Raw genomic sequence first — 23,926 nt, forward strand, 5'->3', positions numbered from 1 at the left:
GACCAAGACCATGAAGAAAGCCGTTCTCGCCCTTGCATTCATTCTTCCGCTCGCCGCCTGCACCACGCAGGAGCGCAATGCCACAATCGGCGCCGGCGTTGGCACTGCCGCTGGCGCAGCGATTACCGGAGACGCAACCGGCGCGATTGCCGGCGGCCTGATCGGCGGCGGCGTCGGCGCGGCAACCGCCAACCGGTAAAGAAAGCGGCGTGCGCCGAAAGGCTGTCGCGTCAAGACCGGCTTGTAGCTTTGCTCGCCGGTCCGGGCGTCGCCATAACGGGCGACGCCTTTTTTCATGCCGCACGTCGACCGACCGGCGGTTTGCAGGTGCGATAACGGAAACGGCCCGGCCATATCAAAAAACCGGCCGAAAGCGTCTATCACGCAAAAGTGTGCGCCGGATCGGCCAGTGTCACGGGGCTCGCGATACGACAATTCGGCCGCGATCGGGCGACCGCGACCCGGTTTCGTGTCGCTGCGCTGCGATAAAACGATTGTAACCCGGTGTTTTTTGAGGTTACATCCAAGACGGGAAGAGGAAACGACAACGCGGGGAGGAGACACAACATGCCCGTAAAAGACGGACCGACGGCTATCAAGAAATATGCCAATCGCCGGCTCTACAATACCGGCACCAGCAGCTATGTGACGCTCGAGGATCTGGCGGATATGGTGAAGCAGGGAGAGGAATTCACCGTCCAGGACGCCAAGTCCGGCGAGGATATCACCCACACCGTGCTGACGCAGATCATCTTCGAACAGGAAGCAAAATCCGGCCAGGGCATTCTGCCGGTCTCGTTCCTGCGCGAAATCATCGGCTATTACGGCGACCAGATGCAGGCGATGCTGCCCGGCTTTCTCGACAACGCCATGAAGGCGTTTTCCGAACAGCAGGCCCATATGCGCGAGCAGATGGACAAGGCGCTCTACGAAAATCCGCTCAAGCGCGAGTATTACCGCAAGGAAGAAGCGGCCCGCCGCGTGCCCGTCGGCGCCAGCGGCAGCTACCGCGCTCAAAACGATGACAGTGAGGAACCGGCAACGGCCGTCCACGCCGTGAGCGGCGATCTCGACGACCTGCGCCGCCAGCTGCGCGTTCTCCAGGACCGGATCGACAACCTTTAGGTCTCAGACCGATCCTTGTCGCCTTGCACCGCCCGGCGAAAGATCCGGGCGGCTTCTGGCGGCCGGTGGCGGCTGCGGCCTGAAATCTCAGCGCTCTTCGCCCCTTTCGAGAAACTCCTCGGCGAGCGCCTTGTACCATTTGCCGGAATTCTTCAGCGTGCGTTCCTGCGTCTCGTAATCGACATGGATCAGGCCGAAGCGCATTTCATAGCCTTCCGCCCACTCGAAATTGTCCATCAGGCTCCAGGCGTAATAGCCCTTCAGCGGAATGCCGGCCTCCACCAGGTCGGCGGCAATGGCGATATGGTCGGAGAGATATTCCGTGCGCGGCGCGTCATCGACGATGCCGTTGACGGGGGCCATATTGTAGCAGGCGCCGTTCTCGGTGATGTACATGTCCGGCAGGTCGTAGCGCTGGTAGACCTGCTCGGTCAGCATCTTCATTGCCGGCGCGTGGGTTTCCCAGCCGATATCGGTGATGACGTTATGGACCGGCGCGCCGACACTGATGGCCGGAAACTCGGCGCCCGAGGCGCTGTCATCGGCCACGCGCTCGGGCTTGTAGTAGTTGAGACCCCACCAGTCGAGCTTGCCGCTGATCAGATCGAGATCGCCGTCCTCGATCGCCGGCATCCGCGCGCCGAGCGCGGCCATGAAACCGTCCGGATAGGCGCCCTTGAACAGCGGATCGAGGAAGACGCCATTGTTGAACTGGAAACTGCGCTCCGCCGCGTCCCGGTCGGCATCGGTGTCGTTGACCGGGTAGATCGCCTGCAGATTGAGGACGATGCCCGCCTTGACCTCCGGCGCTTCCTGGCGGATCGCCTCGAGACCGAGCCCATGCGCGAGGTTGACCGTGTGCAGCGCCGCAAGGGCGGCATCCATGGACGTCTCGCCCGGCGCGTGAATGCCGTAGAGATGGCTAAGCCAGACGACGCACCAGGGCTCGTTAAAGGTGGAAACCAGATCCAGCCGGTCGCCGAACCGCTTCATCACGGTCTGCACATAGCGCTGATAGGCATAGGCCGTGGAGCGCGCCGTCCAGCCGCCCTCGCCCGAAAGCGTCAGCGGCAGATCCCAGTGGTAGAGCGTCGCATTGGTCTTCAGCCCGCGCGCCTTGCAGCCGTCGATCAGCCGGTCGTAGAAATCGAGCCCCGCCTCGTTCACCGGTCCGCGTCCGTCCGGAATGATGCGCGGCCAGGCGATCGAGAACCGGTAGGTCTCGACGCCAAGGTCCTTCATCATGTCGAGGTCCGCTTCCAGCCGATGATAGTGGTCGCAGGCGACATCGCCGGTGTCTCGGTTATGCACGCGGCCGGGCATATGGGAAAAGGCATCCCAGATGGAGGGCTTGCGCCCGTCCTCGCGCGCCGCGCCCTCGATCTGGTAGGAGGCAGTGGCAACGCCGAAAATGAAATCGTCCGGAAAGCGGCGGGCGAGCTGTTTCGGATCAATCATGGTCGGTCATCCTTCACGTATCATCCCGGCGAAAAGCGGTCTGCCGCCGGGCCACGTCATTGTCGTCTCGGCGGCGCTTCGGCGGATTTCATCCTACGTCCCGATGGCGTGCCGGTTATTCGAAGCGTGATCTAGAGGAGTTCGGCGGCTTTGTACATCAACGCAAAGGCGAATCTGAAACGTTGCAGAAGTTCGATGTCCGGCGTTGCCGATTTGCGTCATCGCCTGACCACGATCAAGAAAACGCCCCGCCCGGAAGGTCGTCCGGCGGGGCGCGGGAATGTCTTGCCGGATCAGACGTCGAGCCTGACCCATTTGCCGTCGGCCTTCGAGGAGGCGACGCAGGCCTCGATGAAGGCAAGGCCGATGACGCCGTCCTCGATGGTCGGATAGATCACATCATCCGCCGTCTTGCCGTCGCGGAACGCCTTGATGGCCCGGGCGGCCTCGGTATAGATATTGGCAAAGCCTTCCAGATAGCCTTCCGGATGGCCGGCGGGAATGCGGGATACGCGGGTGGACGCGTCAAGCGCGCCCGGGCCGTTGCGCGACAGCAGGCGCTTTGGCTCGCCGAAGGGCGTGTACCACAGATAGTTCGGGTTTTCCTGCGCCCACTGGATGCCGCCCTTGGTGCCGCAGATCTTGATCTGCAGCCCGTTTTCGAAGCCTGGCGCCACCTGGCTTGCCCACAGCATGCCCTTCGGCGTCACCCCGTTCTTTTCCTTGAAGCGCAGCATGATATGGGCGTTGTCATCAAGCTGGCGACCCTCGACGAAGCTGTCGAGATCGGCCGCAAGGCTTTCCAGTTCCGCGCCGGAAACGAAGAGCGCCAGATTGAGCGCATGGGTGCCGATATCGCCGATCGCGCCGCCTGCGCCGGAGCGCTTCGGATCGGTGCGCCACTCGGCCTGTTTGGAGCCGGAGCGTTCGGCCGGCTCCGTCAGCCAGTCCTGCGGATATTCGGCGTGGATCAGGCGGATATCGCCGAGATCGCCGTTTTCGATCATGGCGCGGGCCTGCCGGATCATCGGATAGCCGGTGTAATTGTGGGTGAGGATGAACAGCGCATCGGCCTTGTCGGCGATCGCCTTCAGCGCCTTGGCTTCCTCAAGGCTGGACGTCACCGGCTTGTCGCAGATGACATGGATGCCTTTTTCGAGGAAGGCCTTGGCCGGGCCGAAATGCATGTGGTTGGGCGTGACGATCGCCACCGCCTCGATGCCGTCCTCGCGCGCGGCTTCCTTCTCGGCCATTTCCTCGTAGGAGCCATAGGTGCGCTCGGGATCGAGACCGAGCTCCTTGCCCGAAGCGAGCGCCTTTTCCGGCGTCGACGACAGCGCGCCGGCGACGAATGTGTAGTGATCGTCAAGACGCGACACCATGCGGTGCACGCCGCCGATAAAGGCGCCGGACCCGCCGCCGACCATGCCGAGCCGGATGCGGCCAGAATAGATGTCGTCTTTGCCTTCGATTGCCATTGGAATATCTCCTGAATTGTCTTTGGTTTGGGGTATACCCCTCATCCGGCTGCCGCCACCTTTTCCCTGGCGGGGAGAAGGGACCGTGTCGCTTTTGCGGTGCCTATCACCCCGACCAGCATGCCCCCTCGCCCCTCAGGGGAGAGGGGTGAGGGGTGAACTTAAAGCCCCAGCATGCGCTTGTTGGCCGCCTCGTCCGTTCCGCCGCCGGCGAAGTCGTCGAAGGCTTTCTCGGTCACGCGGATGATATGGTCCTTGACGAACTCAGCGCCTTCGCGCGCGCCGTCTTCCGGGTGTTTCAGGCAGCATTCCCATTCGACCACGGCCCAGCCGTCGAAGTCGTTGGCCGCCATCTTCGAAAAGATCGCCTTGAAGTCCACCTGGCCGTCGCCCAATGAACGGAAACGTCCGGCGCGGTCGACCCAGCCCTGATAGCCGGAATAGACGCCCTGACGACCGGTCGGGTTGAACTCCGCATCCTTGACGTGGAACATCTTGATGCGGTCCTTGTAGATGTCGATATTGTCGAGATAGTCGAGGCACTGCAGCACGTAATGCGACGGATCGTAGAGCATGTTGGCGCGCGGATGCTGGTCAAGCCGGTCGAGGAACATCTCGAAGGTCACGCCGTCATGCAGGTCCTCGCCGGGGTGGATTTCGTAGCAGATATCGACGCCGTTCTCGTCGGCATGGTCGAGAATCGGCTTCCAGCGACGGGCAAGCTCCTCGAAGGCGGTCTCGATCAGGCCCGCCGGGCGCTGCGGCCAGGGATAAAGGAAGGGCCAGGCCAGCGCGCCGGAAAAGGTCGCATGCGCGCCGATGCCCATGTTCCTCGAGGCGGAGATCGCCATCATCACCTGATTGACGGCCCATTCCTGCCGCGCCTTCGGATTGCCGCGCACTTCCGGCGCCGCAAAACCGTCAAAGGCCTCGTCATAAGCCGGATGCACGGCGACAAGCTGGCCCTGGAGGTGGGTTGAAAGCTCGGTGACCTCGACGCCGTTTTCGCGGGCCTGGCCCTTGAAGTCATCGCAGTAATCTTTCGATTCCGCCGCCTTCTTCAGGTCGAAAAGCTGACCGGCCCATGTCGGCACCTGCACGCCCTTGTAGCCGCAATCGGCCGCCCATTTCGTGATCGCGTCCCAGCTGTTGAACGGCGCCTCGTCGCCTGCGAACTGGCCGAGGAAAAGGCCCGGCCCCTTAATCGTTTTCATGGTGCTTTCTCCCGGAAAGACTGGATAGCTGATTGTGCCGCAAACCCGGGCGACGTCCGCCCGGAACGGCCTTACGAAATGGCCGGCGAAACGGCCCCACGCGCTTCGCGGGGGCCGAGACGGTCCGCCGGTCGAAAACCGCCCCGCCTCAGATGAATGTGCGGCCGGCTTTCACATTTTCAAGCGATCCCGGAAAAGACCTCTCCGGGATCGCCGATCCCTGCAGGCCCGGCGGGAAGCCGGGCCGGCTGCTTTCCCGGCCTCAGTAGGGCGAATCCGGGAAGTAGTAGTTCTCTGCGTTTTCCGGCGTCACCAGCGTGGCGTCGAGGATATAGCTGCCGGCAACCGGCACCTGGTCCATCATGCCCGCAACGGTCAGTTCCATCGCCGTGCCGATCATCGCCGGCGGATAGAGAACGTCGACCGGGATCATCGGATCGCCGTCCATGACCTTCTTGATCATGTCCTTCGAGCCGGCCCCGCCGATGACATACTGGATGTCGTCGCGGCCGGCCTGCTGGATCGCCTGCAGCACGCCCACGACCATGTCGTCATCCTGCGCCCAGATCACGTCGATATCCGGATATTTGGTCAGGTAGTCCTGCGTCACCCGGAAGGCGTCGTCGCGGTTCCAATTGCCGAACTGCTTTTCCATGACATCGACATTGGTGCCTTCAAGGGCGGCATCGAAGCCGTCCTGGCGCTGCTGGTCGATCGGGATCGGCAGGCCGCGAATGACGACGACCTTGGCATCCGGCGTGGTCTCGGCGATGTATTCGCCCGCCACCGCGCCGAGCGCCGGGTTGTTGCCGGCGACATAAAGGTCACGCACGGAATTGTCGTTGTTGGACGGCGCGCGGTCGACCAGCGTGACGAACGTGCCCTCCATCTTGACCTGCATGATGGCGTTGACCAGCGGATCCGGGTCGGTCGGCAGGATGACGAGCGCATCAATGCCCTGCACGGCCAGATCCTGCACGGCATTCGCCTGGCTTGCCGGATCGGGCGAGGTTTTGACGATCACGTTGAGGTCGTCATATTCCTCCATCAGTTTCTCCGCCACGCGTTCGGCATGGTAGACGATGCCGGCCGTCCAGCCGTGGTCGGCTGCCGGAATGGATACGCCGACCGTCAGCGCCTGAGCCTGGGTGACGCCGGCAAGCGAGGTCGCCGCCAGCAGTGTTGCGCCCATAACCAGATTTTTCATACTCATTCCTCCCAAAATGGCGAACCGTTCAAGCCGTAAAGCGAGACGCGCGGGCGGTCCGCAATGCCCGCGATCGCTTTTCTATTGCCGGCGGAGCAGCGAACGCTGCACCAGCATGGCAATGATGATGATCGCGCCCTGGATGGCGGCGATCAGATATTCGCTGATGAAGTTCGACAAGAGCATGATGTTGCCGACGATCTCCAGAATGAAGGCGCCGCAGATCGTACCCCAGATGCGCCCGACGCCGCCGCGAAGCGCCGTGCCGCCGACGACGACGGCCGTGATCGCCTGCAGTTCCCACAACATGCCGGTGGTCGCCGAGGTGGAGCCGAGGCGCGGCACGTAGAACAAGACGGCAACAGCGACGCAGAGCCCCTGGATCAGATAGGTGATGATGCGCACATTGCGCACCGAGATGCCGGAATAGCGCGCCACTTCCTCGTTGGATCCGACGGCGATCACATGCCGGCCATAGCGCGTGCGGTAAAGCACGAAGGCGCCGATCAGCGCGGTCGCGATGATGGCGATCACCGGCACCGGCACGCCGAGCACATTGCCGAAATAGGCCGGGCGGTAGATCTGCTGCACCTCGAAATCGCGCACGGTGATCGCGCCGCCCTGCGACAGCCAGGTCGTCAGCCCGCGATAGATGCCCATCGTGCCAAGGGTGACGATGAAGGGCTCGATCCGCCCGACCGTGGTGATCACGCCGTTCAAAAGCCCGCAGGCCATGCCGATCAGGATCGCCAGAATCATTGCCGCGACCAGCAAGAGGTAAGGGTTGGCGATCGCCGCCGAGTTGATGAACATGATCATCAGGCTGGCGACAAAGGCGACCATGGCGCCCACCGATAGGTCAAGCCCGCCCGCCGAGATGACAAAGGTGGCGCCGACCGCGATGATGGCGATGAAGGCCGAACGGGTGGCGACATTCATCAGATTGTTGACGGTCAGGAAGTTCGGGTTGGAAAAAGTGCCGAGCACCAGAAGCAGCGCCAGCGCCAGAAACGGCGCCATCACGCGCAGATCGATCTTGTTCATGAAGCCGGAGCCGGCCTCTGCTTTCACGCTGTCATTCATGTTGCTTCTGCCATTTCATGCCTGTCACCGGAGACCCCGGTCGCCAGAACCACGATTTCATTCTCGTTCATGCGCTCGCCAGTCACCTCGCCGGCGATCTCGCCGGAACGCATCACCACGATCCGGTCGCAAAGACCAATCAGTTCCGGCATTTCCGAGGAGATGACGATGATCGAGTGGCCGGCCTTGGAAAGCTCGGCGATGAACTTGTAGATCTGCTCCTTGTTGCCGATGTCGATGCCGCGCGTCGGCTCGTCGATGATGACGATCTCCGGGTCGAGCAGCATCATCTTGGCGAGAAGCAGTTTTTGCTGATTGCCCCCGGAAAGCTCACCGGCGGCCAGTTCCTTTGAGCCGGTCCTGATGTCGAAATCGCGGATCGCATCATCGAGCGCCTGGTCCTCGGCGGCGCGATCGACCGTCAGCGCCCGCGTGAAGCGGTCAAGCGCTGCGAGCGTCAAGTTCGTCCTCAGGTCCTTCGTCAGGAGCAGGCCCTTGCCCTTGCGATCCTCGCTCAGATAAACGATGCCGGCCCTAAGCGCCGCAATCGGCGCGTTGAAATTGACCTTCTCCCCCTTGAGCCGGACAATGCCGCGTCCCGGCTTCAGGCCCAGAATGCCTTCCATCAACTCCGTGCGCCCGGCGCCCACAAGGCCGGCAAAGCCCAGGATTTCGCCCTTGCGCAGCCTGAAGGACGCGTTCTTCGCAAAGCCGGGGACGGAAAAGCCCTCGATTTCCAGCACAGCCTCGCCGGTCTCATCCTGGCTGCGGTCGGGATAAAGCTTGGAGACATCGCGGCCAACCATCAGGCGGGCCATGTCGGAGGGTTGAAGCTCGGCCGCATCATGGGTCGCCACCTTGTGGCCGTCGCGCAGCACCGTCACGGTATCGGCGATCTCCTTGACCTCGTTCAGCCGGTGGGAGATGAACAGAACGGCCACGCCCCGGTCCCGGATAGCGCGCATGACCTTCAACAGCGCGTCAGTCTCCACCGGCGTCAGCGAGGCGGTCGGCTCGTCGAAGATCACCACCCTGTGAGGCGAGAGCAGCACCCGGGCGATCTGCACGAGCTGGCGCTTGGCGATCGACAGCCTTGAGACCGGGGTATCGGGGTCGATATCGGCGCCGAGTTCACCGACGGCCTTAGCCGCCTCGGCATTCATCACCTTGTCATTGACGGCAAGGCCGCGGCTCAACTCCCGCCCGAGGAAGATATTCTGGGCGACGGTAAGATCGGGGGCCAGCAGGATTTCCTGGTGCACCAGCACGATGCCCTTTTCCTCGGCCTCCGTCGGATTGGAAAAGGCGACAGGTTTGCCGTCGATCCTGATATCGCCGCCCGACGGCTTGAGATTGCCGGCCAGAAGCCGCATCAGCGTGGACTTGCCGGCGCCGTTCTCGCCGATGACCGCGTGGATTTCGCCGGTGCGCACGGCGAGATCGATGCCGTGCAGCACCTCGATCGGCCCGAAGGATTTCGTCAGCCCGGCGGTTTCGAGAATAATGTCGTTCCCGCCGCTTGCATTCTCGTCGCGCATGGCCTCCCCCGCTCCGCCGGAAATGCGCTTCACCCGGCGTCGTCTTTCCTCCCGGACGCGCTCCACCACGTCCACCGGGTCTCACACTGCGGCATCTTACCCGCCGCGACAAGCGCCTACCCGTTGGTAACGACGTTAGCCGTGATCCTGATGTACGTAAACCATATTCTTGCGCGCGACGCCGCCTTGCGACATTTTTTCCGCCGGCGCTGCCGCAAGGCTGACGGGCTCAGAGATTGCCGTTGACGCGGTTTCGTCCGCTTCGCTTGGCCGCGTAGAGATAGGAATCCGCCCTGTCGATGAATTGTTCGAGCGTATCAGTGGAGCCGGGGACGGCAGAATAAAAACCGATGCTGACCGTCAGGCTCAGGATCACCTCGTTGACCTCGGCAGGGCTTGCCGCCACGCGCTCGCGCAGCCTTTCCAGAAAGGCCCGGACCTGGTCGGCCTCGCCGGACAGCGTATAGGCCACGAATTCCTCGCCGCCATAACGGGCGACAAGATCGCCCGCACGCTGGAAATGGGCGTTGAGAATGTCGGCGAGGTGCTTGAGGCAGGCATCGCCGAAGACATGGCCCATCCGATCGTTGATAGGCTTGAAATGGTCGACGTCGAGCATGGCGACGGTAAAGCGCAGCCCGCGCTGACGCGACAGTTCGAACTCGGCCTCGCCACGTTCAACGAAATAGCTGCGATTATAGAGCCCGGTCATGCCGTCGGTGATGCTGACCTCATGGAGCTTGCTATTGGCCTTGTTGAGGGCGACGTTCAGCGATCTGAGCTTGCGCACCCAGTAAAGCGAAAGCACCAGCACGACGAGGCCGACGGCGGCAATGCCGAGCAGAAGACGGTAATCGATCGTGCGCTTGAAGGGCGCGAGTTTCTGCCGGCTGATGATCCGTTCGACGGAGTCGGGATCGAGATTGACGACCAGCTTGCCGAAGATGCGGCCGAGATGGGGTTCGTCCGGCACCGTGGCGACGACCGCCTGCAGCCCCTCTGGGATGCGGCCGGAAATCTTCACATCATTGCTGTCCATGCCGGCGATCAGATAGACGAGGCTGTCGAGCGGGCCGACGACGGCATCGAGATCTCCGTCCTCTACGGCCTCAAGCCCTTCGCTCTCGCTGTCGATCTCGACCAGTTCGACATCCGGATAGCGGCTCTTGAGCAGATCCGCCGGCACATGGGTGGGAACGATGCCGACGCGCTGGCCGGAAAGCTCCCGCAGACTGCTGACAAAGGGGGCCTGAAGCGGCGCCGCGACCGCGAGCGCGATATCGAGATAAGGGGGCGCAAGGTCGAAACTGCTGTCGCGCATGTTCTCCCTCGCAACGAAGGGCAGCACGTCGCAATCGGCCGAGAGCGCGCTGTCGCTGTCGGCCGAAGGCAGCGAGACCGGCTTTATCTGGCGGTCGAACCTGCCGCGCTCGCTCATCAGGCCGAGGATCTCGGCGATCGCCCCGCCCAGCGACCCATCATCCTCGATCGTCGTATAGGGCGGCGAACGCGGTTCGACGCAGACCCTGATCGCGCCCTTTTCGGCCAGATACTGCCGTTCGTCGCCGGTCAGAAGATCATGGCCGGTCTCCATCCCGGCGATCGGCGCGCCAAGCCAGCGCCTCTCCATCTCCTCCCAGCGCGACAAAGGGATCGATTCCAGCGCATGATCGATGATGCTCTTGAGATAGGGATAGCGCGGCGAGACGCCGAAACGCAGATCCTCGCGCTCGACGCCTTCCATCAGGAATTCGCCGCCGATCTGGATGTTGATCAGCCCGAGCTGACGGATGATCGCATTGCCATTGCTCAGCGCGGTGATGGCCACGTCGATGTCCCCGGCCGAAAGCGCCTGCATCAGTTCCGCCTGGCTGTCGAAGCCGCGCACGTCGGAGAAGCGGGCATTGAGATCCTCGGCATAGTAGATGTCGCGGGGGATGCCGATCGTCTTTCCCTCAAGGCCTTGCAGACCGAGATAGGGACCCGCGCCCGAGCGCATGAAGACCGCGTTCGGAACCCGATGATAGAGATCGGAAAACAGCGTGTATTCGGCGCGATCGTCGGTGTAGGAGATGTTGGTGATGAGATCGAGCTCGCCACTGCGGAAACGCTCAAGCAATTCCGGCCAATTGTCGTAGACCCGGTCGAAGGCGAGCCCCGTGGATGAGGCGACATACTGGGCAATGTCTTCCGCCAACCCCTTGCCGCGCCCGTTGTCGAGATAGCTGAAGGGCTCGTAGTCGACCATGAAGCCGATCTTCAGCGTCGGCGCGTCCTTGACGAAGGCTTGTTCCTCCGGCAGCAGGCGCAATGGCCCCGTGCTCATCGACCGCTCGGTGCGATAGGAAAGCCAGCGGGTGGTGATGGCGTCCAGCGTTTCGGCAGGAATGGCCGCCACCGCCTTGTCGAGGATGCCGGCGAGCATCGCCGCGTCCTCATCGCCGTCCCGGGTCAGGACGCCAAGGCGGAAATCCTCAAGCGCCACCGCCGTCAAAGGCGGGGTTCCGGCATTGGCGACATTGGTGAAGCCGTTTTCGCGTACGAAATAGTTTCCGGTCATCTCCGCCGCCAGCGCGCCATCCACCCAACCGAAGGCAACCGCAGCCATCAGGTCGCGATAGGTGGCGTAGGTGACCGGCGTGACCCCGATCTCGCGCAGCGCGTCGGCATAGTAGATGTCCTCGATGACGCCGATGCGCTTCCGCTTGAGCTGTTCGAGTCCGAGGGGCCTGTCGAAGGGGTGATCGACATTCTCGTAAAGCACTGTCCGCCGCAAATGATAGGGGACGGTGAAGGTGATGAAACGGCTGCGTTCCTCGGTCTCGGAAATGTCGGCGATGACATCGAGCCCGCCTTCGAGGAACTGACCGTAGACATCCGACCAGGCACCCATGCGCAGATTTAGGTCGAGCCCGGTCATGGTGCTGATCACGCCGATTAAATCGACCGTCCAGCCCATGATGTTGCCGTTGCGGTAGAAGGAATAGGGATCATTGTCGGCGACCACCCCGACGCTGAGCGGACCGCGCGCGGCGATGAAGGCGCGCTCGGCCGCGCTCAGTTCCAGGTCGGCCGCACGCGCCGACGCCACGGCTGAGCAAAGCATGGCGAGCAAAACCGCCAACGCTGCCAGGCGAGACGATATCCGGGCAATGGCGGCGCGGAACGGCCGCGCCGTTTCAACCTCTTCCATCATGCGCGTCTCATGCACACATCCGAACCGTCATTGGCAACAGCGGCACAGAGGGTAAGCGGCACGCGGGCATTCTCACAGAACTGGATATCTGCCGGCTTCCTCCGCATCAAACCTCCAGGCGTCTTGGCAAACCAATAGCAAGGCATAGCACAATTTCCCTCAAGTCAAACGCCTCTTGCGCGAAATTGAAACGCCAAATGGCAGCGCTACCCTGCGCGTATGTTTCTCGGCAACACTCTTCAAACCGGCGGCAACAAGCGCCTATATTGTTTCCCGGAGGACAGACGGCGCATTTGCGCGCGGTTCTGACTGTCCTCTCCTGCGGAAGGCGACTACCGAAAACGGAGTTTTTCATGCATTGCACATTGCTCGGCGTTCCCGTCCAGTCCGGCTCGGGCCGGAAAGGCTGCAACATGGGGCCGAACGGGTTGAGAGCCGCCGGCCTTGGCGAAGCACTTGCCGGACTGGGTCACGACGTGGTCGATCTCGGCGACCTCGCGCCGGCGCCCCGGCGCGCGGTTTCCCACCCCAACGCCAAGCTCAAGGCGCTTGGCGAGACCGTTTCCTGGCTCGATGCGCTATATGACAAGGCGTTCGAGATTTCCGGGAACGGCCTGCCGATCTTCATGGGCGGCGACCATGTGATGGCGGCGGCGAGCGTTGCCGGCGTTTCCCGGCGGGCAAAACAGCAGGGCCGGCCGCTCTTTGTCCTCTGGCTGGACGCCCATACCGATTTTCACACGCTGGAGAGCACAGAAAGCGGCAATCTCCACGGCACGCCGGCGGCCTATTTCACCGGCAGGCCGGGATTTGACGGCATTTTTCCGCCGCTTGATGCGCCGGTTGACCCGAAAAATGTCTGCATGCTCGGTATCCGCAGCGTCGATCCGCCCGAGCGCGCGGCGCTGAAGGAAAGCGGCGTCACCGTTCACGACATGCGCGCCATCGACGAAAGCGGCATCGCCGCCCTCCTGTCATCGTTTCTTGAGACGGTCGCCGCCGAGGACGGCATGCTGCATGTCAGCTTCGACGTCGATTTTCTCGATCCCGCCGTCGCGCCGGGCGTCGGCACCACGGTTCCGGGCGGCGCGACCTTCCGCGAGGCGCATCTGGTGATGGAGATGCTGCATGACAGCGAACTCGTCACCTCGCTCGACCTTGTGGAACTCAATCCGTTTCTCGATGAGCGCGGCAAGGCGGCCATCCTTCTGACGGACCTGACGGCCAGCCTGTTCGGAAGGCGGGTGATGGACCGGCCGACGCGCAGTTACGGCTGATCAGCCGCTGCCGATCAGCATGCCGTCGGCCAGCACCAGACCGCCGCCGAGCACGACCTGGAAGGCGGCCCGCATGAACGGCGTCTCCATATATTTGTTCTGGATGAAGGCGATCGCCCAGAGTTCGAAGAACACGACGATGATGGCAACGATCGTCGCCGTCCAGAATTCCGGGATCAGATAGGGCAGCGCATGGCCGAGACCGCCGACCATGGTCATGACGCCGGAGGCAATGCCGCGCTTGATCGGCGAACCCCGCCCGGAAAGCTTGCCGTCATCATGAGCGGCCTCGGTGAAGCCCATGGAAATGCCGGCGCCGACGGCCGCCGAAAGGCCGATCAGGAAGGTCTGCTTGGTATCCTGCGTGGCAAAGGCGGCGGCAAAGATCGGCGCAAGCGTGGACACCGAACCGTCCATCAGCCCGGCCAGCCCCGGCTGCACCCAGGTCAGCACGAACTGGCGGCGCTCCTTCAGGCTTTCCTCGTCCCGGACATCCTCCGGCGCATGTTTCTCGCCGAGCGCGACGGCGGTTTCCTCATGCGCCTCCTCCGCCATGGCAAGATCGCCGAGCAGCTTGCGGGTGTCGGCATCGCTGACCTGGGCGGCGGCGGCGCGGTAGAACCGGCATGCCTGTTCTTCCATCGTCACCGTCTGGTCGCGGATCTTGTCGAGCGGCAGGCTCTTCATCAGCCAGTCCGGACGCCGTTCGTAGAAACCGCGCACATGTTCGCGCCGGATGAGCGGGATGACATCGCCGAAGCGGCGCTTGTGCATGTCGATCAGCATGCGCCGGTGGCTGTCCTCGACCATCGCCATGTCATCGAAGATCTTCGCGGAATCCGGATAGTCGGGACGCAGATGCTCCGCATAGGATTTGTAGATGCGCGCATCATCCTCTTCCGAGGAGATGGCGAGCGCCAGGACTTCCTGCTCGGAAAGCGAGGAGAAGGCGCGGCGCGGCCTTGAGAACAGATTGAATGCCATGATCATCATCCCGATATGAATTTAGAATTTTTCTAAACTAACATTGGGAGAAGGTCAAATCCCGCTTGTCCGTCGCGATGATCGCAGGCTTTTGCTGCAATCATGCGACAGGCGACACACTACATGTTCTTTTCGCTGGTGCCCGCCTGATTGGCGACCCAGTAACCGGAGGCGTTCATCCAGGTCAGCGGATGGCCGCGCTCTTCTACCAGAAAAGTGCGGACCGCGCGCGCCACGCGGGCCTCGGCGCCGATCCAGGCAAAGGTCTGCTGCGGCAGCGCGACGGCCTTGAGCGCCTCGAGGAACGGCGCGGGATCGGTCGCATCGGCCCCGGCCCGGTCGATCCAGCCAAGGTCCACATCGGCCTCTGCCTTGAATGTCTGGCGGTCATCGGACGCCGGCACGGCGATGATGGCAGTGATCCGCGTTCCGGCTTCCGCTTCCTCGATCCGCCGGCCGATTGCCGGAAGCGCGGTCTCGTCGCCGATCAGGAGCCAGTGGGCGACCGGGCCTTTTACCACCGCGGAACCGCGCGGCCCGCCGATCTCAAGCGTATCGCCGGGCTTTGCCGCAACCGCCCAGACCGTTGCCGGGCCGGCATCGTGGATGGCGAAATCGATGGTGAGCGACCGCCCGGCATTGTCGTAGCGGCGCGGCGTATAGTCGCGCATCGCCGGCTTCTCTTCGCCCGTGTCGAAGAACAGCTTGATATGATCGTCGGGCGCCGCGCTGATGAAATCGGCAAGTTCGGGGCATTCGAAGGTGATGCGCCGCATGGCGGGGGTGATATAGTCCGCCGCCGCCACCGTCAGCGTCCGGCGCTTCAGTTCGTGGCGGACGCGTTCGATTTCCGGCGGGGCGATATCATTGACCTGTTCAGACATGAGAAAACTCCGATAGGCCGCGCGGCGACCAGTCAGCCGGCGGCGTCAAAAAATATGATTTCTTTTGTCATGAATAAGTGACGATGGTCAAATGACCGTTCGTCGCAGGGTCGCGTAAGCGCGTTACCGGCCCGCCAGCAGAGCCTCCACGAAGGCTGGAACCGTGGTCGCGGCCGGCCCCTCGTAACAGTCTTCGAACAGGGGATTGCCGGTCGCCTGAAGATTGACCTCGACGGTCCGGGCGCCGTTGCCGGCTGCCTCCATGACGAAGCCTGCGGCCGGATAGACCGTGCCGGACGTGCCGATGGACACGAAAAGCTCGGCCCCGCCGAGCGCCTCCTCGATCCGCTCCATGTCATAGGGCATCTCGCCGAACCAGACGATATCGGGCCGGAGGGCGGCCCGCGCGCAGCTTGTGCAGACCTCGCCGTCATCAAGATCGCCGTCCCATTGCTGGTGGCTGCCGCACTCGTAGCAGAGCGCTGAATTCAGCTTGCCGTGCATGTGGAGCACATTCTTCGAGCCGGCCTTTTCGTGCAGACTGTCGACATTCTGGGTAATCAGCAGGAACGGGCCGTCCCAGGCGTTTTCCAGCCTCGCCAGCGCGTTGTGGGCCGCGTTCGGGCTGGCCTTTGCCGCCTCGCGACGACGCATGTTGTAGAAATCGAAGACGAGGTCCGGATTGCGGTGAAAACCCTCGGGCGTGGCAACATCGCGGATATCGTGATCGGCCCACAGACCGCCATTGTCGCGAAAGGTGGCGAGGCCGCTCTCGGCGGAAATGCCCGCCCCGGTCAGAACGACGATCGATGCCTTCGGTGGAATATGCATGAAAACCGTCCGAGCCTCCCTTTCAGGCTCTTCCGGCCTGCTCCGGTTCCTTGGTACAGCATTTGCGGGAAGAAAGGACCACCCGAAGTGCCGCACCTTGCTTTTATCTTTCAGCCGGGCTTTGCGCCCGCCTCAAGCCGTTTACCGCAGTGAGGCGACGGGCAGGTCCGTGCCGGTTTCGACCTTGACCCAGCGGCCGGCGTCGAAGGAGGCCTGGCGCTTCAGGAAGGTGTAGGGCGTCTCGGCCCAGGGCAGGATCTCGTCGCTCAGATTGTCGAGGACGAAATCGCCCTTGCTGGAGCGCAGCGTCAGAACCGCATGGCCCTCGCCATTGGGCTTGCGCACGACGGTGATCAACAGGTCGGAAGCGGAGAAGCCGGCCTTCATCAGGCGCCGACGCTTCTCAAGCACAAAGTCCTCGCAATCGCCCGCGCCGCTTTTCGGATAGGCCCAGACTTCCTCGCGGCCGTAAAGCTCCTCGTCCGTCATCGGCTCGATCCCGGCATTGACGGCAAGGTTGATCGCCTCGACGGACTGCCAGCCGAAAGACGTCAGCCGGGCCGGGCCCGTGGGGCCGGAATGGGGCTCGCAATCGCGACGGTGCTGCTGGCAGAACTCGAAATGGCCGATGGGCTGGGATGTGATGCCGCCAATTGGCATGGCGGGCATTCCGGCGGAAAGCGCCGGCGCAAGCAGACCGGCCGAGAACATGGCCGCGATCGCACCGAAAACCATATAAGCCAGTTGATTGAAACGAGGCACGCTATACCCATCCGCCTGTTGAATTCTTAACAAAGAGTTAAGGAGATAAGGCGGACGGAGTCAATCAGTCACGGCTGTGCCGGCAGCAGGATCTTAAGGAATGGTTAACTTCCGCTGGCTCCGGAAACGAGATCGCCGACGGCCTTCAGCATGCGCTCGATATCCTCGGGCCGTGACAGGCGGTGGTCGCCGTCCTGCACCAGGGTGAGAACCACGTCGTCGGCCGGCAGATGCGACATCAGCTTCAGCGCGTGTGCATAGGGAACGTCCGCATCCTGCTTGCCCTGGATGATATGCACCGGGCATTCGGTCTCGATGATGCCGTTCAGCACGCGGTTGCGCCGGCCGTCATCAAGCAGCTTCGCGGTATAGATGGTGGGCTCGGGGCCATAGGGCGAGACTTCCTCGAAATAGCCCTGCTCGGCCAGCGCCTTGCATTCGGCATCCTTCAGGTCCGGCTCGATCAGCTCGCTGGTGAAATCCGGCGCGGGGGCGAGCAGAAGAAGCCCGTCGATCTTCGGTCCTTCTGCGCGCTTCTTCAGTTCCTGCACGGCGCGAAGCGCCAGCCAGCCGCCCATGGACGAGCCGATGATGATGATCCGCTCGGGGGACGCCTGCTCGATGGCCTTGAGCGCGTCTGCAAGCCAGCGCGAGATCGTGCCGTCCTTGAACGCGCCCTCGCTCTCGCCGTGACCGGTATAGTCGAAGCGAACCATGGCGAGCCTTTCTTCACCCGCATAGGCATCGAGCGCCTCGGCCTTGGTGCCGAGCATGTCGGAGCCGTAACCGGAAAACCAGACCAGCGCCGGCTTCTCGCCCGATCCGGGACGAAGGCGCATGGCGATCTTCAGCGGTCCCTCGCCGTGATCGATTTCCGTGTAGCTCAGGGCAACGTCCTGCTGCATGATAGTCTCCGCCGGTTTCGCTCCAAAAGCCCGCATTCGCGCCGATTTCGCGATGAAGAGGTGATTTTCTTTTTGGGCTGTGTTATTGACATTGGACGGGCTTAACAACCATTTGTGTCCGATAAGTGCTTCAGGTCACATGACTTGGCACTTCAAAACCCGATTTTCAATCATTGAGGAGATCACGACCATTCGCAGACCCCATAGAGCCGCTCCCCCGACCAAGGAAGGTCCCCGCGCCAATCGCGACATTCGCATCCGCGAAGTGCAGTTGATTGATGCCGAAGGGGAGAACCAGGGCGTCGTTCTGACTGAAGAAGCGTTGAGAATGGCTGAGGAAGCCGGGCTTGATCTTGTTGAGATCGCCCCCAACTCGACGCCGCCCGTTTGCAAGATTCTTGACCTCGGCAAGCTGAAATACGCGAACCAGAAGCGCGCCGCCGAGGCCCGCAAGAAGCAGAAAGTCGTCGAAGTCAAAGAAATCAAGATGCGTCCCAACATCGACACCCATGACTATCAGGTGAAGATGAAGGCGATGAACAAGTTCTTCGAGGAAGGCGACAAGGTCAAGGTGACGCTTCGTTTCCGCGGCCGCGAGATGGCCCACCAGGAACTGGGCATGAAGCTTCTGTCCCAGGTCAAGGAAGACACCGCCGAAATCGCGAAGGTGGAGGCCGAGCCGAAGCTCGAAGGCCGCCAGATGCTGATGGTGCTTGCGCCGAGATAAGCCTTCGGGCTCACGCTTTTGACGCGCCGTCCGGTCAGGAAAACTGGCTGTGGCGGCGAATTGCGTGTGTGGCAAGACAAGCGGTTGCGCTTTTCAGACAAACCGCGTATAAGCGCGCCGTTCTGACGGATCGCCTTCGGGCGGACCGCCCTGGAGCAGGCCGGCAGGGCATGCCGTGTCTGCTCGAAAATGCAAATGAGGCCCGGGTTCGTCGCCCTGCGCCCCAATCAACAACAACGGAGTAGCAAAATGCCCAAGATGAAGACGAAATCGTCGGTCAAGAAGCGTTTCAAGCTGACCGCGAGCGGCAAGGTCAAGGTCGCGGCTGCAGGCAAGCAGCACGGCATGATCAAGCGTTCCAACAAGTTTATCCGTGATGCACGCGGCACGATGGTCCTGTCCGATCAGGACGCCAAGATCGTCAAGCAGTTCATGCCCTACGGCAAGTAACGCCCGCACTTTATCCCAACGCATTCCGATAGATTTCAAGGAGAACCGATATGGCTCGCGTAAAACGTGGCGTGACTGCACACGCAAAGCACAAGAAAGTCATCAAGCAGGCCAAGGGCTTCTACGGCCGCCGCAAGAACACCATCCGCACGGCCAAGGCTGCTGTCGACAAGTCGAAGCAGTACGCCTACCGCGACCGCAAGGTCAACAAGCGCAATTTCCGCGCTCTGTGGGTCCAGCGCATCAACGCTGCCGTGCGTGAACACGGCTTGACCTATGGCCGCTTCATCGACGGCCTGAACAAGGCCGGCATCGAAGTTGACCGCAAGGTCCTGTCCGACATGGCCATCCATGAGCCGGAAGCATTCGCAAGCCTGGTTGCCGCTGCGAAGAAGGGCCTTGAGTACCTCAAGAAAGAGGGCACGGCCAACGAGTTTGAAAGCGCGGTTGCATAAGCCAGCGCTTCCCAAGCTCTTTAGAAATTTTACCTTTTGGGAAACCCGCGCTGGCAGGACCAGTGCGGGTTTTTCATTTTGAAATCATATAATGCCTGTATCTGACCGGTGGGGGAGCGGCGAAACGCTCCGGCAAGGAAGAGATGAAGATGTCTGATCTTGAGGATCTGAAGTCCAAATTGATGGCCGAAATCGAAGCGGCAGGCGATGAGGCGGCGATCGAGGCCGTTCGCGTTGCAGCCATCGGCAAGAAGGGCTCGGTCTCCGAGCTCCTGAAAACGCTCGGCAAGATGGATCCGGAAGAGCGCAAGACGCGCGGCGCGGCCATCAACGCGTTGCGCAACGACGTCGGCGAGGCGATTGCCGCCCGCAAGGCCGAGCTGAAGGATGCCGCGATCGCAGCCCGGCTTGCCGCCGAGACGGTCGATGTGACGCTGCCAGTGCGCCCCTCGCCCTCGCTTTCCGGCCGCATTCACCCTGTCAGCCAGGTGATCGACGAGATCTCCGCCATTTTCGGCGATATGGGCTTCGCGATTGCCGAAGGCCCGGAAATCGAGACGGACTATTACAATTTCACGGCGCTGAACTTCCCCGAAGGCCATCCCGCGCGCGAAATGCACGACACCTTCTTCTTCAATCCGGATGAGAACGGCGAGCGCAAGGTTCTCAGAACCCACACCTCGCCGGTGCAGATCCGCACGATGGAAACGCAGGCGCCGCCGATCCGCGTCGTCATTCCCGGCAAGACCTATCGCCAGGACAGCGACGCGACCCATTCGCCGATGTTCCATCAGCTCGAAGGCCTTGTCATCGACAAGACCACCCATGTCGGTCATCTGCGCTGGACGCTGGAGGAATTCTGCAAGGCGTTCTTCGAGGTCGACAGCGTGACCATGCGCTTCCGCCCATCCTTCTTCCCCTTCACTGAGCCCTCCTTCGAGGTCGACATCCAGTGCGACCGCTCCGGCGAGCAGGTGAAGTTCGGCACAGGCTCGGACTGGATGGAAATCCTCGGCTGCGGCATGGTGCACCCGAATGTGCTGCGCCATTGCGGCCTCGACCCGGACGTCTACCAGGGCTTTGCCTGGGGCATGGGCCTCGACCGCATTGCCATGCTGAAATACGGCATGCCGGACCTGCGCGACTTCTTCGCCGCAGACGAACGCTGGACAAGCCATTACGGGTTCAGGCCGCTGGATATTCCGACGTTGTTCGGGGGGTTGAGCTCGTGAGGGGCTGATGCCGACGGTTCTTCGCAAATACGGCTTCCGTTTTCACTTCTATTCCGGCGACAGATTTGAGCCGCCGCATATTCATGTCGAGGGAAATGGCGGAGAAGCCAAAGTATGGCTGACCGAAGTGATGCTGGCAGAGGCGGGGGGCTTTAGCCAAAGGGACTTGGCTCGTATATTGGAAGTGGTCCAGGAGCACAGACAGCAGATGCTGGAGGCATGGCATGACTATTTCGCATGAATCCTACCCGGAAGCAGAACGCCCGATCGAGGCGTGGTGCGATCTGCACGATGTCCATGTTCGCCTTTCCGATGGACGGCGTGTTTCGACACCCCTGTGGTGGTATCCGAGGCTTTTGAAAGCCACCCCTGCAGAGCGCAACAATGTGCATCTCATGCTGGCCGGCGTTCACTGGCCGGACATCGATGAGGACTTGTCCATTCGCGGCATGCTGGCCGGTTGGAAGGCGCCGGGAGCCAAAGAGCCAGAGAAGGCTGCCTAGAGCATAGAGCCTGGTGATGGTCCGGGCGCAATAACAGGAAAAGACGACAATGAAATTCACACTGTCTTGGTTGAAGGACCATCTGGAAACCGATGCTTCTCTGGAAGAGATCTGCGAGCGGCTGACGACGATCGGGCTTGAGGTCGAGGACGTCGACGACAAGGCGGCCTACAAGCCCTTCACCATCGCTAAAGTGATCGATGCCAAACAGCATCCGGATGCCGACCGGCTGAAGGTGCTGACGGTGGATGCAGGCGACGGCAAGCCGCTGCAGATTGTTTGCGGCGCGCCGAACGCCCGCGCCGGCCTCGTCGGGGCCTTGGCGCGGCCGGGCACCTATGTGCCGGGCATCGACGTGACGCTGGCCGTCGGCAAGATCCGCGGCGTCGAAAGCCACGGCATGATGTGCTCGGAAAAAGAGCTCGACATGTCCGACAATCACGACGGCATCATCGATCTGCCGGAGGATGCGCCGGTCGGCACGAGCTTTGCCGAATATGCGGGGCTTGACGATCCGGTCATCGAGATCAACCTGACGCCGAACCGGCCGGACTGCACCAGCATTTTCGGCATCGCCCGCGATCTGGCGGCGTCGGGCCTCGGCACGCTGAAGACGAAGCAAGCGCCCTCTTTCAAGGTCGAGGGCGATCTGCCGGTTTCGCTGACGCTCGATTTCGCCGATGAGGACAGGCATCTCTGCCCCGGTTTCGCCCTGCGGCTGGTGCGCGGCGTGAAGAACGGGCCGAGCCCGAAATGGATGCAGCAGCGGCTTCTCGCGATCGGCCTGCGCCCCATCAACGCGCTGGTCGACATCACCAATTACATGACCTTCGATCAGGGCCGGCCGATGCATGTCTTCGACGCCGCAAAGGTCGCGGGCGGACTGACGGTGCGTCGCGCAAAGGCCGGCGAGAAGATCCTGGCGCTTGATGAGCGCGAATATGAATTGAATCATGACAATGTCGTCATCGCTGATGACAATGGCGTCGAGTCCATCGGCGGCATCATGGGCGGCGAGCATTCCGGCTGTGACGAGACCACCACCGACGTGCTGATCGAATCGGCGCTGTGGGACCCGATGAACATTGCCCGCACGGGCCGCACGCTCGGCATCATCACCGATGCGCGCTATCGCTTCGAGCGCGGTGTTGACCCGGAATACATGGTGCCCGGACTTGAGCGGACGACCGAACTGGTGCTGGAACTCTGCGGTGGCGTGGCCAGCGAAAAAACGGTCACCGGCTATGAGGGCCACACGCCGAAGACAATCGAATACCCGTTCTCGGAAGTGAAGCGGCTGACCGGGCTTGCGGTTTCGCCCGAGGAAAGCCGCGATATCCTCACCCGGCTCGGCTTTACGGTCGAAGGCAGCGGCGAGGCGGTATCCGTCTCCGTCCCTTCCTGGCGGCCAGATGTGGAAGGCAAGGCCGATCTCGTCGAAGAGGTCATGCGCATATTCGGCGTCGACAAGATCAGCCCGGAAGCGCTTCCGTCCGCCGGTGCGGTCAATGAGAAGATCCTCACCACGCTGCAGATCCGCTCGCGCTCGGCGCGGCGTGAACTGGCGGCCCGTGGCATGATGGAGGCCGTTACCTGGTCGTTCATTCCGGAAGAAGCGGCAAAGCTCTTCGGCGGCGGCGATCCCGCGCTGAAGCTCTCGAACCCGATTGCCGCCGATATGTCGGACATGCGTCCCTCGCTTCTGCCGGGCCTTCTGGCGGCGGCAAAGCGCAATGCCGCGATCGGCCACGGCGACGTCGCCCTGTTCGAAGTTGCCGCGACCTATGAGAACGACAGGCCGGAAGGCCAGCGCCGCGTTGCCGGCGGCGTTCGGCGCGGCACCGCCACGCTTTCGGGCGCCGGCCGCATGTGGTCGAACGGCGAGACCGGAGCCGGCCGTGGCGTCGGCGTCTTCGATGCCAAGGCCGATGCGCTGGCCGTGATCGAGGCCTGCGGCGTGCCGATGAGCAATGTCCAAATCGTGGCCGGCGGGCCGGACTGGTACCACCCCGGCCGTTCCGGCACCATAAAGATGGGCCCGAAGATCGTGCTCGGTCATTTCGGCGAGTTTCATCCCAAGGTTCTGGAAGCGCTCGACGTTTCCGGCAAGCTGGCGGGCTTCGAGATCTTCGTTGATGCCATGCCGGAGCCGAAGAAGAAGGCGACCCGCACCAAGCCGGCGCTCACGCTGTCGCCGTTCCAGGCGGTCACCCGCGACTTCGCCTTCGTCGTCGACCGCGATGTCGAGGCTGCGGCCATCGAGCGCGCGGCGGCCACCGCCGACCGCAAGCTGATCACCGGCGTCACCGTCTTTGATGTGTTCGCCGGCGCCTCGCTGGGCGAGGGCAAGAAGTCGATCGCCGTCGAAGTGTCGATCCAGCCGAGCGATCGCACGCTGACGGATGAGGATTTCGAGGCGCTGACGAAGAAGATCGTCGCCAATGTCGAAAAGACGACCGGCGGCGTCATCCGCGCCTGATCGCGCTCGCCATCCGAACCAGAACCCTGTCAACGGCCCGGCCTCGCCCGGGCCGTTTTCGCATTCGGGCGCGGCCTCGGCGCGGTCTTGGAAATCCGGCTATCCGCCTTACATCTCAAGAATACGGGTCGTGCGCCC

The 23,926-nt window shown here is 62.4% G+C and carries 22 protein-coding genes; 10 read left to right on the plus strand and 12 right to left on the minus strand.

All coding sequences use genetic code 11. The features are described 5' to 3' along the window. Window positions 1-10 precede the first annotated feature (10 nt). Window positions 11-199: a hypothetical protein gene (locus GGR30_RS04600; protein ID WP_183483027.1), complete on the plus strand. Its 189-nt coding sequence runs from the start codon at window positions 11-13 to the stop codon at window positions 197-199. 368 nt (window positions 200-567) lie between these two features. Beyond that, window positions 568-1,125, plus strand: a complete 558-nt coding sequence (gene phaR / locus GGR30_RS04605) for a polyhydroxyalkanoate synthesis repressor PhaR (protein ID WP_183483029.1) — start codon at window positions 568-570, stop codon at window positions 1,123-1,125. Window positions 1,126-1,212: 87 nt separating this feature from the next. Here phaR and GGR30_RS04610 read toward each other — a convergent pair whose 3' ends face one another. The 7 genes from GGR30_RS04610 to GGR30_RS04640 all read right to left on the minus strand — a co-directional run bounded on the left by GGR30_RS04610 (window position 1,213) and on the right by GGR30_RS04640 (window position 12,299). Beyond that, the gene (locus GGR30_RS04610) at window positions 1,213-2,583 is read right to left on the minus strand and encodes a GH1 family beta-glucosidase (RefSeq protein WP_183483031.1); all 1,371 of its coding nucleotides are present in this window, start codon (window positions 2,581-2,583) and stop codon (window positions 1,213-1,215) included. Between the two features lie 293 nt (window positions 2,584-2,876). Then, window positions 2,877-4,061, minus strand: coding sequence for a Gfo/Idh/MocA family protein (locus GGR30_RS04615; RefSeq protein ID WP_183483033.1), 1,185 nt, complete (start codon window positions 4,059-4,061; stop codon window positions 2,877-2,879). A gap of 161 nt (window positions 4,062-4,222) precedes the next feature. After that, window positions 4,223-5,275: a sugar phosphate isomerase/epimerase family protein gene (locus tag GGR30_RS04620; RefSeq protein WP_183483035.1), complete on the minus strand. Its 1,053-nt coding sequence runs from the start codon at window positions 5,273-5,275 to the stop codon at window positions 4,223-4,225. A gap of 262 nt (window positions 5,276-5,537) precedes the next feature. Then, on the minus strand, window positions 5,538-6,467 hold the full coding sequence (locus GGR30_RS04625) for a substrate-binding domain-containing protein (protein WP_246413601.1): 930 nt from the start codon (window positions 6,465-6,467) through the stop codon (window positions 5,538-5,540). 96 nt (window positions 6,468-6,563) lie between these two features. Then, a complete protein-coding gene (locus GGR30_RS04630) occupies window positions 6,564-7,565 on the minus strand; it encodes an ABC transporter permease (protein WP_183483040.1) in 1,002 nt (333 codons plus the stop codon). After that, window positions 7,562-9,103: a sugar ABC transporter ATP-binding protein gene (locus GGR30_RS04635; RefSeq protein ID WP_183483441.1), complete on the minus strand. Its 1,542-nt coding sequence runs from the start codon at window positions 9,101-9,103 to the stop codon at window positions 7,562-7,564. The genes GGR30_RS04630 and GGR30_RS04635 overlap by 4 nt, the downstream gene beginning before the upstream one ends. 229 nt (window positions 9,104-9,332) lie before the next feature. Then, window positions 9,333-12,299: a diguanylate cyclase gene (locus GGR30_RS04640; protein WP_246413571.1), complete on the minus strand. Its 2,967-nt coding sequence runs from the start codon at window positions 12,297-12,299 to the stop codon at window positions 9,333-9,335. Between the two features lie 353 nt (window positions 12,300-12,652). Here GGR30_RS04640 and rocF point away from each other — a divergent pair, with 353 nt between their 5' ends. Continuing rightward, window positions 12,653-13,576, plus strand: a complete 924-nt coding sequence (gene rocF / locus GGR30_RS04645; RefSeq protein WP_183483042.1) for an arginase — start codon at window positions 12,653-12,655, stop codon at window positions 13,574-13,576. On the opposite strand, the gene mbfA is transcribed toward rocF, so the two are convergent. From mbfA to GGR30_RS04670, 5 genes are all read right to left on the minus strand, one after another. Then, window positions 13,577-14,560, minus strand: a complete 984-nt coding sequence (gene mbfA, locus GGR30_RS04650) for an iron exporter MbfA (RefSeq protein WP_183483044.1) — start codon at window positions 14,558-14,560, stop codon at window positions 13,577-13,579. Between the two features lie 119 nt (window positions 14,561-14,679). Further along, entirely contained in the window at window positions 14,680-15,444 is a 765-nt protein-coding gene (locus GGR30_RS04655; protein ID WP_183483047.1) for a siderophore-interacting protein, read from the minus strand. Window positions 15,445-15,567: 123 nt separating this feature from the next. Then, a complete protein-coding gene (locus GGR30_RS04660; RefSeq protein ID WP_183483048.1) occupies window positions 15,568-16,275 on the minus strand; it encodes an NAD-dependent deacylase in 708 nt (235 codons plus the stop codon). Between the two features lie 141 nt (window positions 16,276-16,416). Beyond that, complete coding sequence (locus tag GGR30_RS04665; RefSeq protein WP_183483446.1) at window positions 16,417-17,010, minus strand: transglutaminase-like cysteine peptidase; 594 nt, start codon at window positions 17,008-17,010, stop codon at window positions 16,417-16,419. A gap of 131 nt (window positions 17,011-17,141) precedes the next feature. Then, entirely contained in the window at window positions 17,142-17,942 is an 801-nt protein-coding gene (locus tag GGR30_RS04670) for an alpha/beta hydrolase (RefSeq protein ID WP_183483050.1), read from the minus strand. 190 nt (window positions 17,943-18,132) lie between these two features. Between GGR30_RS04670 and infC the strand changes: the two genes are divergently transcribed. The 7 genes from infC (at window position 18,133) to pheT (ending at window position 23,788) form a co-directional block, all read left to right on the plus strand. Next, a complete protein-coding gene (infC, locus tag GGR30_RS04675; RefSeq protein WP_343066472.1) occupies window positions 18,133-18,669 on the plus strand; it encodes a translation initiation factor IF-3 in 537 nt (178 codons plus the stop codon). Window positions 18,670-18,918: 249 nt separating this feature from the next. Continuing rightward, window positions 18,919-19,119 carry a 50S ribosomal protein L35 gene (gene rpmI, locus GGR30_RS04680; RefSeq protein WP_024709981.1) on the plus strand — a complete coding sequence of 67 codons (201 nt, stop codon included), beginning with the start codon at window positions 18,919-18,921 and terminating at the stop codon, window positions 19,117-19,119. Window positions 19,120-19,169: 50 nt separating this feature from the next. Further along, window positions 19,170-19,574, plus strand: a complete 405-nt coding sequence (gene rplT / locus GGR30_RS04685; RefSeq protein WP_024709980.1) for a 50S ribosomal protein L20 — start codon at window positions 19,170-19,172, stop codon at window positions 19,572-19,574. A gap of 149 nt (window positions 19,575-19,723) precedes the next feature. Then, complete coding sequence (pheS, locus tag GGR30_RS04690; RefSeq protein WP_183483052.1) at window positions 19,724-20,806, plus strand: phenylalanine--tRNA ligase subunit alpha; 1,083 nt, start codon at window positions 19,724-19,726, stop codon at window positions 20,804-20,806. 7 nt (window positions 20,807-20,813) lie between these two features. Then, on the plus strand, window positions 20,814-21,047 hold the full coding sequence (locus GGR30_RS04695) for a DUF4160 domain-containing protein (RefSeq protein ID WP_183483054.1): 234 nt from the start codon (window positions 20,814-20,816) through the stop codon (window positions 21,045-21,047). Continuing rightward, window positions 21,031-21,309 (plus strand): DUF2442 domain-containing protein, encoded by a 279-nt coding sequence (locus tag GGR30_RS04700; RefSeq protein WP_183483056.1) that lies wholly within the window; start codon window positions 21,031-21,033, stop codon window positions 21,307-21,309. Before GGR30_RS04695 ends, GGR30_RS04700 begins: the two co-directional genes overlap by 17 nt. 49 nt (window positions 21,310-21,358) lie before the next feature. Then, entirely contained in the window at window positions 21,359-23,788 is a 2,430-nt protein-coding gene (pheT, locus tag GGR30_RS04705; protein ID WP_183483058.1) for a phenylalanine--tRNA ligase subunit beta, read from the plus strand. The last annotated feature ends 138 nt before the right edge of the window (window positions 23,789-23,926 follow it).

Source organism: Martelella radicis (genome assembly GCF_014196625.1).
Taxonomy (GTDB): domain Bacteria; phylum Pseudomonadota; class Alphaproteobacteria; order Rhizobiales; family Rhizobiaceae; genus Martelella; species Martelella radicis.

Coding starts and splice junctions, on each gene's coding strand:
- rocF (WP_183483042.1), top strand. CDS start 12,653: ATGCATTGCACATTGCTCGGCGTTCCCGTCCAGTCCGGCTCGGGCCGG.
- GGR30_RS04610 (WP_183483031.1), bottom strand. CDS start 2,583: ATGATTGATCCGAAACAGCTCGCCCGCCGCTTTCCGGACGATTTCATT.
- rplT (WP_024709980.1), top strand. CDS start 19,170: ATGGCTCGCGTAAAACGTGGCGTGACTGCACACGCAAAGCACAAGAAA.
- mbfA (WP_183483044.1), bottom strand. CDS start 14,560: ATGGCATTCAATCTGTTCTCAAGGCCGCGCCGCGCCTTCTCCTCGCTT.
- phaR (WP_183483029.1), top strand. CDS start 568: ATGCCCGTAAAAGACGGACCGACGGCTATCAAGAAATATGCCAATCGC.
- pheS (WP_183483052.1), top strand. CDS start 19,724: ATGTCTGATCTTGAGGATCTGAAGTCCAAATTGATGGCCGAAATCGAA.
- GGR30_RS04630 (WP_183483040.1), bottom strand. CDS start 7,565: ATGAATGACAGCGTGAAAGCAGAGGCCGGCTCCGGCTTCATGAACAAG.
- GGR30_RS04620 (WP_183483035.1), bottom strand. CDS start 5,275: ATGAAAACGATTAAGGGGCCGGGCCTTTTCCTCGGCCAGTTCGCAGGC.
- GGR30_RS04640 (WP_246413571.1), bottom strand. CDS start 12,299: ATGATGGAAGAGGTTGAAACGGCGCGGCCGTTCCGCGCCGCCATTGCC.
- GGR30_RS04670 (WP_183483050.1), bottom strand. CDS start 17,942: ATGCAGCAGGACGTTGCCCTGAGCTACACGGAAATCGATCACGGCGAG.
- GGR30_RS04700 (WP_183483056.1), top strand. CDS start 21,031: ATGACTATTTCGCATGAATCCTACCCGGAAGCAGAACGCCCGATCGAG.
- pheT (WP_183483058.1), top strand. CDS start 21,359: ATGAAATTCACACTGTCTTGGTTGAAGGACCATCTGGAAACCGATGCT.
- rpmI (WP_024709981.1), top strand. CDS start 18,919: ATGCCCAAGATGAAGACGAAATCGTCGGTCAAGAAGCGTTTCAAGCTG.
- GGR30_RS04635 (WP_183483441.1), bottom strand. CDS start 9,103: ATGCGCGACGAGAATGCAAGCGGCGGGAACGACATTATTCTCGAAACC.
- GGR30_RS04615 (WP_183483033.1), bottom strand. CDS start 4,061: ATGGCAATCGAAGGCAAAGACGACATCTATTCTGGCCGCATCCGGCTC.
- GGR30_RS04665 (WP_183483446.1), bottom strand. CDS start 17,010: ATGGTTTTCGGTGCGATCGCGGCCATGTTCTCGGCCGGTCTGCTTGCG.
- GGR30_RS04600 (WP_183483027.1), top strand. CDS start 11: ATGAAGAAAGCCGTTCTCGCCCTTGCATTCATTCTTCCGCTCGCCGCC.
- GGR30_RS04655 (WP_183483047.1), bottom strand. CDS start 15,444: ATGTCTGAACAGGTCAATGATATCGCCCCGCCGGAAATCGAACGCGTC.
- GGR30_RS04660 (WP_183483048.1), bottom strand. CDS start 16,275: ATGCATATTCCACCGAAGGCATCGATCGTCGTTCTGACCGGGGCGGGC.
- GGR30_RS04695 (WP_183483054.1), top strand. CDS start 20,814: ATGCCGACGGTTCTTCGCAAATACGGCTTCCGTTTTCACTTCTATTCC.
- GGR30_RS04625 (WP_246413601.1), bottom strand. CDS start 6,467: ATGGGCGCAACACTGCTGGCGGCGACCTCGCTTGCCGGCGTCACCCAG.